The 14,036-nt window shown below is 47.0% G+C and carries 21 protein-coding genes; 14 read left to right on the top strand and 7 right to left on the bottom strand.

The genetic code is table 11. The annotated features are described in order from the left end of the window. Window positions 1-153: 153 nt before the first annotated feature. Together AC3B4V_RS04090 and AC3B4V_RS04095 are read left to right on the top strand one after the other, a co-directional pair. Window positions 154-687 carry a DUF402 domain-containing protein gene (locus tag AC3B4V_RS04090; protein WP_488377859.1) on the top strand — a complete coding sequence of 178 codons (534 nt, stop codon included), beginning with the start codon at window positions 154-156 and terminating at the stop codon, window positions 685-687. Beyond that, window positions 684-1,169, top strand: coding sequence for an NUDIX hydrolase (locus tag AC3B4V_RS04095; RefSeq protein ID WP_488377860.1), 486 nt, complete (start codon window positions 684-686; stop codon window positions 1,167-1,169). The genes AC3B4V_RS04090 and AC3B4V_RS04095 overlap by 4 nt, the downstream gene beginning before the upstream one ends. 36 nt (window positions 1,170-1,205) lie before the next feature. Here the strand turns inward: AC3B4V_RS04095 and AC3B4V_RS04100 are convergent, their stop codons facing one another. Then, entirely contained in the window at window positions 1,206-1,703 is a 498-nt protein-coding gene (locus AC3B4V_RS04100; protein WP_488377861.1) for a DinB family protein, read from the bottom strand. A 90-nt stretch (window positions 1,704-1,793) separates the two neighbouring features. On the opposite strand from AC3B4V_RS04100, the gene AC3B4V_RS04105 reads away from it, so the two are divergent. The 4 genes from AC3B4V_RS04105 to AC3B4V_RS04120 all read left to right on the top strand — a co-directional run bounded on the left by AC3B4V_RS04105 (window position 1,794) and on the right by AC3B4V_RS04120 (window position 4,697). Beyond that, entirely contained in the window at window positions 1,794-2,549 is a 756-nt protein-coding gene (locus tag AC3B4V_RS04105; protein ID WP_488377862.1) for a helix-turn-helix domain-containing protein, read from the top strand. Further along, the gene (locus AC3B4V_RS04110) at window positions 2,549-3,184 is read left to right on the top strand and encodes a M15 family metallopeptidase (RefSeq protein ID WP_488377863.1); all 636 of its coding nucleotides are present in this window, start codon (window positions 2,549-2,551) and stop codon (window positions 3,182-3,184) included. Before AC3B4V_RS04105 ends, AC3B4V_RS04110 begins: the two co-directional genes overlap by 1 nt. Continuing rightward, the gene (locus tag AC3B4V_RS04115; protein WP_488377864.1) at window positions 3,181-3,426 is read left to right on the top strand and encodes a phage holin; all 246 of its coding nucleotides are present in this window, start codon (window positions 3,181-3,183) and stop codon (window positions 3,424-3,426) included. The genes AC3B4V_RS04110 and AC3B4V_RS04115 overlap by 4 nt, the downstream gene beginning before the upstream one ends. Before the next feature lie 149 nt (window positions 3,427-3,575). Then, window positions 3,576-4,697 (top strand): GGDEF domain-containing protein, encoded by a 1,122-nt coding sequence (locus tag AC3B4V_RS04120; protein WP_488377865.1) that lies wholly within the window; start codon window positions 3,576-3,578, stop codon window positions 4,695-4,697. 64 nt (window positions 4,698-4,761) lie between these two features. Here AC3B4V_RS04120 and AC3B4V_RS04125 read toward each other — a convergent pair whose 3' ends face one another. Both AC3B4V_RS04125 and AC3B4V_RS04130 read right to left on the bottom strand, forming a co-directional pair. Further along, window positions 4,762-5,055, bottom strand: a complete 294-nt coding sequence (locus tag AC3B4V_RS04125; RefSeq protein ID WP_406747885.1) for a hypothetical protein — start codon at window positions 5,053-5,055, stop codon at window positions 4,762-4,764. A 200-nt stretch (window positions 5,056-5,255) separates the two neighbouring features. Beyond that, window positions 5,256-5,933, bottom strand: coding sequence for a hypothetical protein (locus AC3B4V_RS04130; RefSeq protein WP_481265603.1), 678 nt, complete (start codon window positions 5,931-5,933; stop codon window positions 5,256-5,258). A 124-nt stretch (window positions 5,934-6,057) separates the two neighbouring features. Here AC3B4V_RS04130 and AC3B4V_RS04135 point away from each other — a divergent pair, with 124 nt between their 5' ends. Beyond that, window positions 6,058-7,131 carry a threonine aldolase family protein gene (locus AC3B4V_RS04135; protein ID WP_481265604.1) on the top strand — a complete coding sequence of 358 codons (1,074 nt, stop codon included), beginning with the start codon at window positions 6,058-6,060 and terminating at the stop codon, window positions 7,129-7,131. Here AC3B4V_RS04135 and AC3B4V_RS04140 read toward each other — a convergent pair. Beyond that, the gene (locus AC3B4V_RS04140) at window positions 7,101-7,508 is read right to left on the bottom strand and encodes a MerR family transcriptional regulator (protein ID WP_488377866.1); all 408 of its coding nucleotides are present in this window, start codon (window positions 7,506-7,508) and stop codon (window positions 7,101-7,103) included. The two genes, AC3B4V_RS04135 and AC3B4V_RS04140, sit on opposite strands and share 31 nt — an antisense overlap. Window positions 7,509-7,590: 82 nt before the next feature. Between AC3B4V_RS04140 and AC3B4V_RS04145 the strand changes: the two genes are divergently transcribed. The 3 genes from AC3B4V_RS04145 to AC3B4V_RS04155 all read left to right on the top strand — a co-directional run bounded on the left by AC3B4V_RS04145 (window position 7,591) and on the right by AC3B4V_RS04155 (window position 9,718). Then, on the top strand, window positions 7,591-8,340 hold the full coding sequence (locus AC3B4V_RS04145) for an SDR family NAD(P)-dependent oxidoreductase (RefSeq protein ID WP_064300902.1): 750 nt from the start codon (window positions 7,591-7,593) through the stop codon (window positions 8,338-8,340). A gap of 540 nt (window positions 8,341-8,880) precedes the next feature. Beyond that, entirely contained in the window at window positions 8,881-9,222 is a 342-nt protein-coding gene (locus AC3B4V_RS04150) for a DUF3139 domain-containing protein (protein ID WP_174316267.1), read from the top strand. 328 nt (window positions 9,223-9,550) lie between these two features. Further along, window positions 9,551-9,718: a hypothetical protein gene (locus AC3B4V_RS04155; protein WP_290722201.1), complete on the top strand. Its 168-nt coding sequence runs from the start codon at window positions 9,551-9,553 to the stop codon at window positions 9,716-9,718. A 68-nt stretch (window positions 9,719-9,786) separates the two neighbouring features. Here the strand turns inward: AC3B4V_RS04155 and AC3B4V_RS04160 are convergent, their stop codons facing one another. Further along, window positions 9,787-10,113 carry a DUF3139 domain-containing protein gene (locus AC3B4V_RS04160; RefSeq protein WP_488377867.1) on the bottom strand — a complete coding sequence of 109 codons (327 nt, stop codon included), beginning with the start codon at window positions 10,111-10,113 and terminating at the stop codon, window positions 9,787-9,789. Window positions 10,114-10,186: 73 nt separating this feature from the next. Here AC3B4V_RS04160 and AC3B4V_RS04165 point away from each other — a divergent pair, with 73 nt between their 5' ends. Beyond that, entirely contained in the window at window positions 10,187-10,318 is a 132-nt protein-coding gene (locus tag AC3B4V_RS04165; protein WP_488377868.1) for a hypothetical protein, read from the top strand. Between the two features lie 158 nt (window positions 10,319-10,476). After that, window positions 10,477-10,671: a hypothetical protein gene (locus AC3B4V_RS04170; RefSeq protein WP_488377869.1), complete on the top strand. Its 195-nt coding sequence runs from the start codon at window positions 10,477-10,479 to the stop codon at window positions 10,669-10,671. A 203-nt stretch (window positions 10,672-10,874) separates the two neighbouring features. Here the strand turns inward: AC3B4V_RS04170 and AC3B4V_RS04175 are convergent, their stop codons facing one another. Then, window positions 10,875-11,291: a hypothetical protein gene (locus AC3B4V_RS04175; RefSeq protein WP_488377870.1), complete on the bottom strand. Its 417-nt coding sequence runs from the start codon at window positions 11,289-11,291 to the stop codon at window positions 10,875-10,877. 262 nt (window positions 11,292-11,553) lie between these two features. Here AC3B4V_RS04175 and AC3B4V_RS04180 point away from each other — a divergent pair, with 262 nt between their 5' ends. Beyond that, the gene (locus AC3B4V_RS04180; protein ID WP_481265610.1) at window positions 11,554-12,459 is read left to right on the top strand and encodes a methyl-accepting chemotaxis protein; all 906 of its coding nucleotides are present in this window, start codon (window positions 11,554-11,556) and stop codon (window positions 12,457-12,459) included. Window positions 12,460-12,630: 171 nt separating this feature from the next. Continuing rightward, window positions 12,631-13,566 (top strand): cation diffusion facilitator family transporter, encoded by a 936-nt coding sequence (locus AC3B4V_RS04185; protein ID WP_488377871.1) that lies wholly within the window; start codon window positions 12,631-12,633, stop codon window positions 13,564-13,566. A 47-nt stretch (window positions 13,567-13,613) separates the two neighbouring features. Here AC3B4V_RS04185 and AC3B4V_RS04190 read toward each other — a convergent pair whose 3' ends face one another. After that, complete coding sequence (locus AC3B4V_RS04190) at window positions 13,614-13,931, bottom strand: hypothetical protein (RefSeq protein WP_023468204.1); 318 nt, start codon at window positions 13,929-13,931, stop codon at window positions 13,614-13,616. Window positions 13,932-14,036: the final 105 nt, after the last annotated feature.

Raw genomic sequence — 14,036 nt, forward strand, 5'->3', positions numbered from 1 at the left:
GTTCCACATCCTTGAGTATGATACCTTCACGATAGCAGTTTGATAAAGGATGTCAACGAGAGACACTCAAAATTTTAGTAAATCAGGTAAAGACTTGCTTCGATATGATCATTTGGTAAAATAAGAGAGCTTTAGGGAAAGGGAGGGATGAGGTTGGAACCGAAACATCTAACGATTGAAGCGCGAAAATTTGATGGACGTCCGCACTATTCGTGGGATGGGTATGTCCTTGAACAGACGGAAGCGTATCTACTCGTCGCGAATACGCCCGGACGGACACTTTTACATCATCGTCGCGAAGCCGTTTATACATACGACAATTATAGTCTGGAATTCTATCCGCTTGATGCGGATTTTACGGTCGGTCTCGATTTAGAGCGGACGGGAGAGGTGACGTACTACTGTAACATTTGCTTACCGCCGGTTCTTCAAGGAAATAGCTTATCGTTCATTGATCTCGATCTCGATCTCGTCCACCGTGACGGAGTGTGGACGGTCGTCGACGAGGACGAATTTTTAGAGAACCAACAATTGTACGACTATCCGCCTGATGTGATTGAACGAGCCCGTGCATCGTTACTGAACCTACAAGAACGAATCGCGCAGCAACAGTTTCCGTTCGACGGCTTTTTGGATCCATTCATCCCAACCGTTCTGCAGATGAAGAGAAGGGGGAATGACACATGAAGACGATTCGTTGCCACCGGGCATTCGGTGTCTATGGATTATTGATGAAGGAGGATGCCTTACTCGTCATCGACAAGAATGGTGGACCGTATATCAATCGCTATGACCTACCAGGGGGGAGCCTTGAAGAAGGGGAGACGCTCGCTACGGCGATGCGTCGTGAATTCACGGAAGAGACAGGACTCGAGGTGGCACTCGAACGGCAAATCGGCATCGCGGACTTCAAGCTTCCGTGGGATTGGCGCGAGTTCGAAGAAGTCCATCACATCGCCGTCTTTTATCTCGTCCGACAGACGGGTGGAACGCTTAGTATCCCTGAACAATTTGTCGGACAAGACTCGCTCGGTGCGCGCTGGGTCAAGGCGAGTGACGTCTCGATTGATAACGCGTCTCCGCTCGTACTCGAAGCGTTTCGCTGGATCGAGGAACAGCAACTCGATCTCGAGGCACGACACTTCTCGAATTGGGACGTCTTAAAATGAACAGGAGCGCTCTTCGTTAACGGAGAGCGCTTTTTCTTATGGGCGATTCGCTAACGCAGCATCAAGCCGTCGTTTTTGATGGCGATGGTGGGCGAGATGATACGTGACGAGAGCATACCACTCGGCGGCATTCAACCAGCCCATCCCACCGTGGTGCGTCTTTTGGTCAGCGGGTGCCGACTCTGCGATGGAAGCAAGTGCAGTGTGACGATCGATCAGTTGCAGCCAACGCGTCCGCAATCGGTCGACGTGAGCCGTCTCGTCCGGTGGTGCGTTCATCGCATCCGGTAACCGAATCGGTGTCGCCGGAAACGCACCGGCAGCAAACAGTACCTCGCCAAACGGTGACTTCCCGGACGTGGTCATGAGTGCGAACTGGCACGACTCGACCTCATCCAAATACTCATGACTGACGACAATCAGATGATCGTACATCTGACTGATCGACAATGTGTCATGATCCAGATGATGAATCAAGGAATTCGGTTGATAGTGATCAAGCTCCTGTAGATAATAGGTGAATAGTTCGTTCATACTGTAACTCCTCTCAAAAAACATCTCCCTATTCTTTTCGAACAATCCTCGACTTCTTCCTGTCATATTTCCTAGAAAGGAGGAATCACCATGCAAGTCCCATATCTCCCGGTTCCCCATACGCTCTTACGGAGCGGGACGGCATTTGCGTCCGTCCATGAAAAGATGATCTACCTGATTCTTGAAAGCTTCAGCGGTCAGGATGGTCAAGCGTTCCCGTCCTATCAGACGATCGCCGACGCTGTTCCGTGCAGTAAATCGACGGTCAAGTCGTGTATCCAGTCCTTGATCGCAAGCGGTCGGATCGAGAAAGTCGAACGGTTCACGAAACACGGGGGACAGACCTCGAATGCTTACCGTGTCCTGCCCCGTGCCGACATACCGTCCCCGGCGAGTCACGAGACGACTGCCCCCGAGGTTTCTGCTGACTCCGAAGAAGAAGTCTTGAAGAAAACGACTTTAGAAAAGGAACTGGTGCAGCAGTACGAAACGAATCTCGGCAAAGCGACACCGCGAATCGAGCAGGAATTGCTACAGCTGGCAACAGACCATCCGATCGAGCGCATCCAGTATGCGATCGAAGAGGCAGCGCGGGCGAACAGTCGTCATTTTGGTTACATCGAGCAAGTCGTCAAGCGTCTCGCGACTGGATTACCAGCTGAACGGCGTAAACGAATAACCAAACGTTCAAGAAGAGACACTTCATTATTTCAATTACCGAATTGGGTAGAACAAGAAAAAGCAGCGCAACGAGCGTATGAAGCACACCAAAAGGAGAACCAGATCATACCTGACGACGCCGAAATTGCAGAATTATTACAAGCACTGACAAGGGAGGGAGCCTGATGCAACTGGAAGAATTACTCCGACGTGCCAATCAAAAACTATCCGTTCCGGGTATGCATCCGTCTGTCGTCCGGATCACGCGTGACGTGATTCGTGAGCTGTATCCGCAAGGGATCCAACTCGGTATAGCGCAAAGCTTTCGGAGCATTGCGGAACAGAATGCGTTGTATGCAAAAGGAAGGACGACACCAGGACCCATCGTGACGCAAGCCCGCGGCGGACAATCAAACCATAACTTCGGTGTCGCAATCGACGTCTTTCTCTATCAGGATGGAGCATTGTTCCTTTCTCCGCCAGATGCGCGACTCCGACGAATCGTTAGCGCGATGAAACGACGCGGAATGGACTGGGGAGGCGATTGGTCTCGTTTTCCCGACTACCCACACTTTGAACTGTACGATCATGTCAGTCTAGCGCGCCATCACGTGCCAAAACAAGGTCGCTATCTCCGGGAACGAATTCAAGCACCGGAACTCGTCCGAGCCCTTGAAAAACGCTTAGGTCTTGTGGTGACAGGAATCTTTGATGCCCGATTGACACACGCTGTTCGAACGTTCCAACAGACGTGTCGGCTAGTCGCTGACGGAATCGTTGGTCCGCAAACATGGCGTCGCCTCTTTCCGGTGTCGCCATGATAAGACTGCAGGCGTGGATCCGCCTCTTGATTCCGCTCTACGTTTTCCTTGAGTTACTCTTACCGACGCTCGGTTTTACAGCATTGCCAGTATCGTCAAGTGACATCGAGCGATTCGTGACGGGTCTAGTCGGACTAGTTGGTCTACTCGTCGCGTGGTGGAAGAACAATGACGTGACTGAGCGGGCAATGAGACGAAGGCAGGCACAGGAACAGCTGGAAAACACATCCCTGACCGATTAAGAAGTCTGGAAGCGTTTGGAATGTGCTAGCAACGGGCATTATTTCATACAAACGACTAACAGTTTGATTTCAAGACACCGATATAAGGGATAGACTTTAGTCAATTAGAAAGAGAAAGAAAGGTCGGTCTTTTTGTGAAATGGTCAACGTTGCAGCGCTATTTGTTTTTGGCACTCTGTGCGCTTTTATTTACAAGCGTTTGGAGCTATCAAGCTTTCCTGAAAATCGAACGAGAGAATGCACGCATCTTAAACGAGGCGATTCCGATCTCGACGGAAGCAGCGGAGTTGTTTCCGGCGTTACTAAATCTTGAACTGGTCGTTCGCAGTTACATCCTCTCACCGAACGAGGCGGATCTAGCGCAGTATGATCGGACGATTGATCGGCTTGATCAAACGGTCAAGCGACTCAATCAACTCGATGAGAATCATCCGATCATGCGAAAGCTCGTCCGGACGGAAGCGATTCCCCGGATCGAGACGGCCATCCGATTTTATGATGCCCAACTGGCACTCGTTCGAAACGGGGATCAAGCAGCTGCTGAGGCAAAGCGTTATCAAGGGATGCAGTTCATCGAGACGTTTCGCCCGATAGATGCCCGTCTACGGACGGACGTCAACCGAATCATTGCCGAAGCAACAAATCGTTCCGAACAAGCATCGAGTGCTGCGAAATGGGTCATCGTCGTCGTTGCAAGCATCGCTGTCATCGTCTTGATTGCCTTCATCCAGACATTTCGGATGGAACGTAGCAAACAAGCCTTGATTCATCGTTCGCTTCACGACGCCTTGACCGGCATCCCGAATCGACGAGCGTTCGATGAACGATTGGAGCAACTCTTCGAAGAAGCCAAACAGCACCAGACACCGCTCTCCCTGATTTTGATCGATGTCGATGCCTTTAAGTCGTACAATGATACGTATGGTCATTTAAAAGGGGATGAATGTTTAAAAGAAGTCGCCCGCGTCTTGAAGCGTCAAGCACGGCATGGACAAGTCGCACGGTACGGTGGAGAGGAATTCACAGTCTTGTTGCCGCGTGGAGCAGAAGAAACCCGGCGCATTGCAGAACGAATCCGTCAGGACATTCTCGATTTGAATATCGTACATGAACGGTATGAACCACTTTGCCGGGTCAGTGTCAGTCTTGGCTTGACGTCGCTCGTACCCGGAGCAGAGACGACGGAAAAAGAGGTGATCGATCAAGCCGATCAAGCGTTGTACCGGGCGAAAGAAAATGGTCGGAATCAAATCGGTGACATGGCAGGCTGAAAATATGAATTCGACAAAAATACCCCGCATGAGAGTGTACTTCTCATGCGGGGTATTTTTATGTTCATTGTAAGATGACGCAATACGATCGATCGGAAATGAGAGGCGCCGATATGACATAGACCGCTTTGACGGGAACACCACCGACACGTGCATCGAGTTGTTTGAGCTGAGACCGAATCTTGCGGCTTAAGCCATAGCGTGTTTCAGTACTAAGCTCATCGACATCTTCTTGGACGTGCAAGAGAAGTTGGAACGGTTCAAGTGAAAAGATTGAAAAATCACAGGAAATCCGCGGATCCTCGAATCTTTCATTCAATTCCTTCTTGATGTAATAGGCTTCTTGTGCACTAATCATCTTCTCTCACCTCACTCTCCTGGTTGAACGACTTTTTCTCTACTATAGTCTATATTACCCAGTTTTCTGGCAACTAATCGTCTGATTTTGAAAAATAGTCAATCCAAATTTCAAAAACACTTGAAACCTTCTTTCAAGACGTTATCCTTACTGATTTCAATAAAAAAACCGCCAAGCTTCACTGAGCAGGGCGGAAGAATTCAAGAGATCGATGACTGGACTTGGCATTTTCGAAGATACTGCTCCATCGCTTGAACGAAGAAGGTCAATTGATGCGTCGAGATGACAGGCACCTTCCCGTATCGCACTTCGAAGTAGAGCGGATCAACAGGAGAAGGGAACGCAATTCGGTCGAACCATTCCGTTACTGTCTCGTGGGTCCGGCGTTGTAAGGACAGCGGCAATTGTGCATTAAAGTGAGCGAGTTGTTTTCGAATCGAGTCAGCAGGCAGGTCTTTTGTCTCATAAATGAAGATTGGAAATCGTGGCGGAAGCACATACCCTGATGGATCGATACGAGGTCGACGCAACCACTGGAGATAATGCCAGAAAAACCAGCTACAAAACAGGAGAATGAGACATAGTATGAGAAGATAAGGAGGTGTCGTCACCGAAGAATCGAACCCTGTCCGGAACCATGGAGCTGGTGGATCGACTTCGCTCATCGTGACCGTGCTTTCACCATAAGACGTTCCTTCTTCGATCGTATCGAAGATTGATTCCTTTGGACCGCAACGGTCGACGCAATATGTATTCGTTGCTGGATCAATTCGTCCAAGAAGTGACGTATATAGCGACGGGACGAATTGTTGCACGGTAAGTAGTAGTAGACAGACAAGTGGAATAAGAAGCAATAGGCGAGTGCGAAGCGTTTTCACGATAGGGACACCTCCTTTGACGAGTACGTTTAACAGACTTTCGCTACACAGTATAGCAAAAGTGGAGAGGGAATATTTTGATTTTTTCAAAAAATAGTCATTGATTTAGAAGGGAATGAAAGAGATGGATTTACGATCGAGTTACCAAGAAACGACGAAACGTTTAGATGGACATGGTAGTCGGACGGTCGGCGTGTTACAAGAGGCGCTCCAAACTGTCTCGGCTGATCAACCAAGTGATATTTATGGCAACGGCGAATTAATCAAGACGTTCGAGCGTAAGATGATAGACTTACTTGGGCACGACGATGCGGTCTTTTTCCCGAGTGGTACGATGGCGCAACAGATTGCGTTACGTATCTGGTCGGATGAACAGAACAATCGTAAGGTCGCGTACCACCCTCTCTGTCATCTCGAAATCCATGAACAGGACGGTTTAAAAAAATTGCACGAGATCGAACCGATACTAGTCGGAGAAGCCGATCGATTGATGACGATAGACGACGTCAAAGCTTTGCAGGACGTCAGTTGTCTGTTACTCGAACTACCGCAACGCGAACTCGGCGGATTGCTTCCGTCGCGTGAAGAACTCGAAGTGATCTGTGCGTATGCCCGTGATCGAGGAATCCGTCTTCACTTGGACGGTGCCCGTTTACTTGAGGTCTTACCGTATTATGAGGCAGAAGCAAAGGACATCGCGCAACTGTTTGACAGTGTCTATATCTCTTTTTATAAGGGACTCGGCGGCGTCGCAGGAGCAATCTTAGCTGGACCAGAAACGTTTTGCCAAGAGGCACGAATCTGGAAACGTCGCTACGGCGGTGACTTGATCAGTCTATATCCGTATATTCTGTCTGCCGATTTTTATTATGAACAACGAAAAGACCGCATGGCAGAGTACCATGCAGCTGCAAAGGAGCTTGCGAGCAGTTTGAATGCGATTTCGGGCATCTCGACTCGTCCCCTAGAGCCAGTCTCGAACATGTTTCATCTCTACTTCAAGGCAGAAAAAGCAGTCGTCGAAGAAAAATTGATTGAAATCCAGTCGAACGGAAAAGTTGGTATCGCTGGTTATCTAGTTGATAAAGATAGCGGCTGTGCGACGGAAATCAACATCGGCGACAGTTTTCTTACGTTGACGCCTGACGAGCGTGAAACAGTCTATCGTCAATTGACGGAGGCGTTCTCAGAGGATTGAACAACATCAGGAGCGGGAATCGTAGGATGGAGGCGACGATAGGTGTCGACTTTTTCTGCAATCATTCGCTCCGTTTCTTGTAATGCTGCCAGTTGCGCTAAGACGCTCGCATGGTGTGCTTCAAGCAATGCGAGCCGTTCCCGCGTCGTATCCTGCTCGCCTTGAGCAAGGAACAGCGTCACGTAAGAACGGATTTGCTCGATCGGCATATGCGTTTCGCGCAAGCGAAGGACGAACCGAAGCCATGTCACATCTTGGTCGTCGTATCGACGTTGACCGTTCTGACGCTTCGGAAACAGTAGCCCTTCCTTTTCGTAATAGCGGATCGTATGGGCACTCGTATCGGTCAATCGACTGATTTCAGAAATCGTATACATACATCTCACCTTTCTGCTTGACTTAGAGTTCACTCTAAGGACTAGACTCTCACTATACCAAATCAAAAAGGGGATATGCTATATGAAGTACACGGTCATTACAGGAGCAAGTTCAGGAATTGGATATGAGACGGCAAAACTACTCGCAGGAAAAGGGAAATCACTCGTTCTCGTCGCGCGACGGACGTCTGAGCTCGAAAAACTTAGGGATGAAGTCAAACAAATCTCACCAGATAGTGATGTCATCCTCAAGTCGGTCGATCTCGCAGATAACCAAAATGTCCATGATTTATATGAGGGACTAAAGGAACTCGACATCGAGACGTGGATCAACAATGCTGGATTCGGCGATTTTGATCTCGTCCAGGACATTGAGCTCGGGAAAATCGAGAAAATGCTTCGCTTGAACATCGAGGCGCTGACGATTCTATCGAGTCTGTTCGTCCGCGATCATCATGACGTTGAAGGAACGACGCTCGTCAATATCTCGTCAGCAGGTGGCTACCGGATCGTTCCGAACGCGGTCACGTATTGCGCGACGAAGTTCTATGTCAGTGCCTATACAGAAGGGCTCGCGCAAGAACTGCAAAAAGGTGGGGCAAAACTCCGGGCGAAAGTACTGGCACCAGCTGCGACTGAGACAGAGTTTGCGGATCGTTCGCGCGGAGAAGCAGGTTTCGACTACAGCAAGAACGTCAAAAAGTACCATACGGCGGCTGAGATGGCAGGCTTCCTGCATCAGTTGATCGAAAGTGACGCGATCGTCGGCATCGTCGACGGCGAGACGTATGAGTTCGAATTGCGTGGTCCGTTGTTCAACTACGCAGGATAAAATGGAACAAGGTCCCTTTTTCGAATGAGAAAGGGACCTTGCTTATGTAAGCATAATTCAAACAAGTTTCATGAATGGATCAAAAAAGGACGTCCATCACTTATTTTTAAAGACTTTATTCGCTAATTTCCATACGACATAGACGACTGCGCCAATGATCAGAAGATTCATCAAGGCACCAAAAATCATGAATTGTCCCACGAGTTAACCACCTTTACATACTTTTTTTGGAGCGATAAGCATTCTATTTACGTTTTCGTTTTGAAAACCTCAAACTGATAAAAAATAACGCCATCAGCACGATAGCGATGTTCACGGCTAACGTTAATCGCTCATTTTCAATCACTCGACCATTCAATAGATTCAAGATGATAACAATCAACATCAATGACAATAAAAAGTATTTTATGGATTTTTTTATCATGAATGACTTCCTTTTTTTGTGTTATTGTATTAGTTTAAACATATGGAAATTTAAAAACAAGGGGAATGGAATCTGGAAATACGATATTTTTCTTACTTCTACTCGGGAGTGATGGTATGAAACGAATTTATGTATGGATTACGATAGTGATGATTCTAGGAGTGGGCATCATCGGTGCTTCAGCCTTTAAGGTGTTTTATTATGATGAAAAACAAGAGGTCACTCAGGAAATCGATCATTATTTGAAGCAACAGAAGTATATGACATATGTGAAGAACAAGGAAATTCGATACGATACGAGTACGGGTGAATTCATTGCACGGGTCGTGTTCCAAGATGAACCGGAAAATGAATATGAGATTTATCGATCGGGATCTCATCGCTTTAAAGTCACGGGATTCAAAGACGGCGAACAAATTACGAACAAACAAGAAGGACGGTATATTTCAGAATATTGACAGCAAGTAGTCAAGAATGGAAGTGAGGTGACAAAATGAAAAACATGATCTTTTTAGGAAGCGTCGTTGCGCTACTCATGGTACTCTTTTCACTTCATTACGGATTTCACGTAATCAGTGATACAACGCTTAAAATATTTTTATTGGCTTCTCTGATCGTTGTATTGATCGCGCGGAACAAATGGAAGATTTCGTTTTAATGGGAGATTGAATCGGATGACCAAAGATTGTTTGGAGGAAAAGATAAGTGAACGTCAGTGAATTTTTTGACTGGAAAATCAACTTAGAGGATGAACTGTATGCTGTCATTGATGAGGAGGCGAGAAAAATGGTAGTGATGGGGGACTTCATCGAACTGACTGCGGTCTTGTGGTTGGATCGAAATGATGTCCTTCAGTTAAAGCCGACATGGGATTGTGTCATATCCATCGATGATGCTACAAAACAAATTACGATTCGCTCGGCAGAATCACTGAACATGAAAGAAGAATGTTAAGAGGTACATAAATCGAGTCCATTCGTGCGATCGCTGAATGGGCTCGATTGTTATTTAAAGTACGATATCTACTTTAATTCATGTTGAACGGAGCCAGTCACTTCAACATGATGCTGGTCGTATACAGTCGTCAGTACATGATCTTTAACGATTTCATAGTTGTATGTATAGTCTGGTTCATTCGTGTATTTGATTTCCAACACGTATCTTCCGGTCTTCGACTCAAAGATCGTTTCTTTTTTTGAAATATCTTGGTCGTATCCTGATTCAACTAACATTCGTTCAATCTTGATTTCAGTCATCGTTTTAGAAACGAAGAGGTAAGTCGGATAGGCAGCTATCAAGATGACGAGAACGATAAGTGTATAGATGAGTGGACGTACTTCTTTTTTCATACAATCACATCCGTTCCGATGAAATGAACAGAGAAGCTAGGTATTCTATATTGAAGATGAGGAGAGATATGTGATGGGAAAAAACAAAGACGAGATACCGTACTATTTGAGGAACGTTCCGTTCTTCTTCCTAACGGCACTCCTCGCACCCGTCGCGGTACTACTTGTCCTGCTCAATTGGGATAAGCTCTCTACACAAATGTGAAATAATCATTTGACGTTCTCAATCTTAATGACCATGTTATATATCTCAAAAATACTGCCTGACGGCTTATTTAAAATTATATTCGCGGTTTTTACGTGGACGTTAATTCTATTCGTGACATACATCTACTTCGGTGGCGGTAGAAAAGGAGGGAAATCATGAGTAAATATCATCTGTCGAGCATTCGCTTAATCCTGATTGTCGTCATCACGTCGTCAATCTTGAATTATGGATTCGACTGGGAACTCGGGTATGGCATTATCTGGTTGATTGGTTTAGTAGGATTTACGATTTATCGCAACTTTGAGGCTGCTCGGAACGAGAAAATCGAAGCGCAAACGAAGAACGATTGATTTCATTTGAAGTCCATCGTTCTTTTTAAATATGACCTCACCGAACTAAATCTTCAAGGTAATCACGATACGATTCCATTTATTATCTTTTTCACCGACGCAATGGAATTCACCTGCTTTTACACAAATAGACCGTTGGACGAGTGACGAGTCCAATGGTCTATTTGTGTTATTTGTCGTCCTGTAGAACACATTTCATCGCCTTAGATCATTTTATATCCCATTCGTCTCGCCTCGATGAAAGCAGCAGCAAGAAAGGCGAAGACCCCCCAAAGGATCCATGCTGCACCACGTCCGACGAGTAAGGGATCCGTTCCATACAGAGATGTGCCCCACGTTAGAACGATTCCGTCTAAGAACGTAGCCACTAACAGTCCGAGACTGACACCTGGCACCATCTGTTCAGCATTCAAGCGTGCAACTTTTTTTATGATGATGACGGAAATCCACGAGACTGCTAAACCGATCAGGAAGGCAATCACGTTTCCGACATTTTCGAACATGCCGATTCCAGATCCGAATCTGACTGACAGGGCACCGACGAACCAAAACGCTGCACCAAGTACGACCAAGACGATAGCTTGTTCTTTCGAAAATAGAGGGGGCTTATCATGTGTCATTTTTATTTCCTCCTTAAAAAATGTAGTATTACTACATAATTAAATGTAGCATCTACTACACTTTTTGACAATGCCATGGTGTAACGTTTGTAACTGTCACAAAATTTTTATAGAAGTGATTTCGTTTTCGCGAAAAATCAACTTGGATAATCGCCAATTCAGCTATAAAAAAGATCAATCGATGACGATAGATAGGTACAGATTGTTCTTGTATAAAACTGTCATAGAACATGAATGATACATAGAAGGAGTTAATGACACCATGAATGAAACCTTACCGAGACCATTACGATCTCCAGCGATTTTATCGAGCCTGGAAGCAAACGTCGCGATGATTTGTTTTGATCGCCAACGACGCGTCGTCGACGTCAATGACTTGTTTGCGAAAACGATGAAATATAAACGAGACGAGATGATTGGCTTACAGCACCATACGTTTTGTACACCAGAATTCGCGAACAGCCGTGAGTATCAGGACTTTTGGACACGCCTGTTTTCGGGCTTCAGTACAGCGGATAAAATCAAACGGGTCGATGCCCGGGGCGACATCTTATGGCTTGAAGCAACCTACATGCCGATTTTTGAAGGAGAAGAGGTCGTCGGTGTCGTCAAGATCGCCAGTAACATCACGGACCGGATCGATCGTGTACAAGGATATGCGAAAAGCTTCCAGACGCTTGCTGAAGGACTGAATCTGCAATCGGTTCAAGGATCGAAAGAGGGCACCCAGCTTCAAGAGACGATGACCACGATCGCGAGTGAAACGGCAGAAAACCAACAGACATTCGAAACACTGTATGACCAAGCCATCGAGATCACGAAGATTGCTGATACGATCAAGGAGATTGCGGCCCGGACGAACCTGTTGTCTCTGAATGCGGCAATCGAAGCGGCACGGGCTGGGGAACACGGTAAAGGCTTTACCGTTGTTGCCAGTGAAGTCAAAAACTTATCGGATTTAGTCGGCAGTGCAGTTGTCGAAGTACGCACGAATACGGAAACGATGAACCGTCAAATCATGGCGATGATGAAAAAGATTGAAGCGTCCCATCTCGAAGTCGCGTCGAGCCTTGCGACGGTAAAAGAAACGATGCAACGCTTTACCGCAATCGAAGAGGTCGCACGACAACTCGAGCAGCAAACAGAGGATTTCCGGTCGTTTATTTGAAAAGGATATGGAAAAAGCGATGGCAGTGGGCATCGTTTTTTTGTTTAGTCAGATGAGTCGTTTTGGAAGAGTAAAGGCGTGGGATATAACAGATGAGCCCGTTGACCACAGAACGGAGGCACGTTATAATTCAAATAGACATTTGAATGTAAGGTAAAAGGAGGCAACGTCATGGCACATGATCATCATCACCACCATCATCATACCGACAATAAAAAGGTACTAGGCCTGTCGTTCCTGATCATCACCGCGTTCATGATCGTCGAGGTCATCGGCGGGATTTGGACGAACAGTCTCGCGTTGTTATCGGACGCAGGGCACATGTTAAGTGATTCGATTTCACTTGCGATTGCTTTGTTAGCCTTCCAGTTTTCGAGTCAAGCACCGGATGCGAGTAAGACGTTCGGTTCAAAACGCTTTGAAATCTTAGCCGCTATCATAAATGGAGTGACGCTGATCGTCATCGCACTCTATATTTTCATTGAAGCCATCCAGCGCTTCATCGATCCACCCGCTGTCGCAACGACCGGGATGCTGATCATCAGTGTCCTTGGCTTGCTCGTCAACATTTTCGTTGCTTGGATCATGACACGTGGCGGTGGACATGAGCACAACCTCAACATGCGCGGTGCCTATCTGCATGTCTTAAGCGACATGCTTGGATCGGTCGGTGCGATTGCAGCTGCTCTTCTGATCATGTTCTCCGGTTGGGGATGGGCGGATCCACTGGCGAGTGTCATCGTGGCGATCCTCGTCTTACGGAGCGGCTATTACGTGACGAAGGCATCCGTTCACGTCTTGATGGAAGGAACGCCGAGCGATGTCGACATCGATGAGGTCGTTTCGACGATTCAGACGAACGAAGCCGTCCTCGGACTACATGATCTGCACATCTGGTCGATCACGAGTGGCTATAACGCATTATCGTGTCACGTCGTCGTCAAGGAGGACATGACCGTCCGGGAGTCAGAGTCGATTCGCGAACAGATTGATCACGATTTGAAACACGTCGGTATTAACCACGCGACCATCCAGGTCGAGACGGATCAGCACGCACATGGCAATACGTTGTATTGTGACGGCAAACACGAATCGCATACGCATTAAAAAAACGAGCACGCGTCCAAATCGGACGTGTGCTCGTTTGCTTATGCTTAAATGATCGGCACCGTTGGTAGAAACAGCGTCGCGAACAGACTGATACTCAAGAACATCGAGTATCCGAAAAAGGTCGTTTTGGCATTTCCAGCAGCTCGGTTACCTAAGTACATGAAAAAGACGATGGATAAGAACGTCAAACCCGTCAATACGGACGAGTGGTGTTGATCCGGCGAAGGAGCAAGCGACTGGACAAGATGCGCGAGACCAAGCGGCAGGACGATCAAAAGAAAGTAGTAGCCTAGACGTGCCTCGGATGGGACGTCGACCTGTTCCTGTTCGGTTTCATAGTCATAACGCGTTTGCGTTTTCATGGATCTTCACCTCCCTATGCGTTTTAGTATAGCGAATGAACATGTCGGCTCTGTTACAGACGGGTAAGAATGCCTTAACAGACGATGACGATGTGATGACGAAAA

This window comes from Exiguobacterium sp. E17S (genome assembly GCF_057772545.1).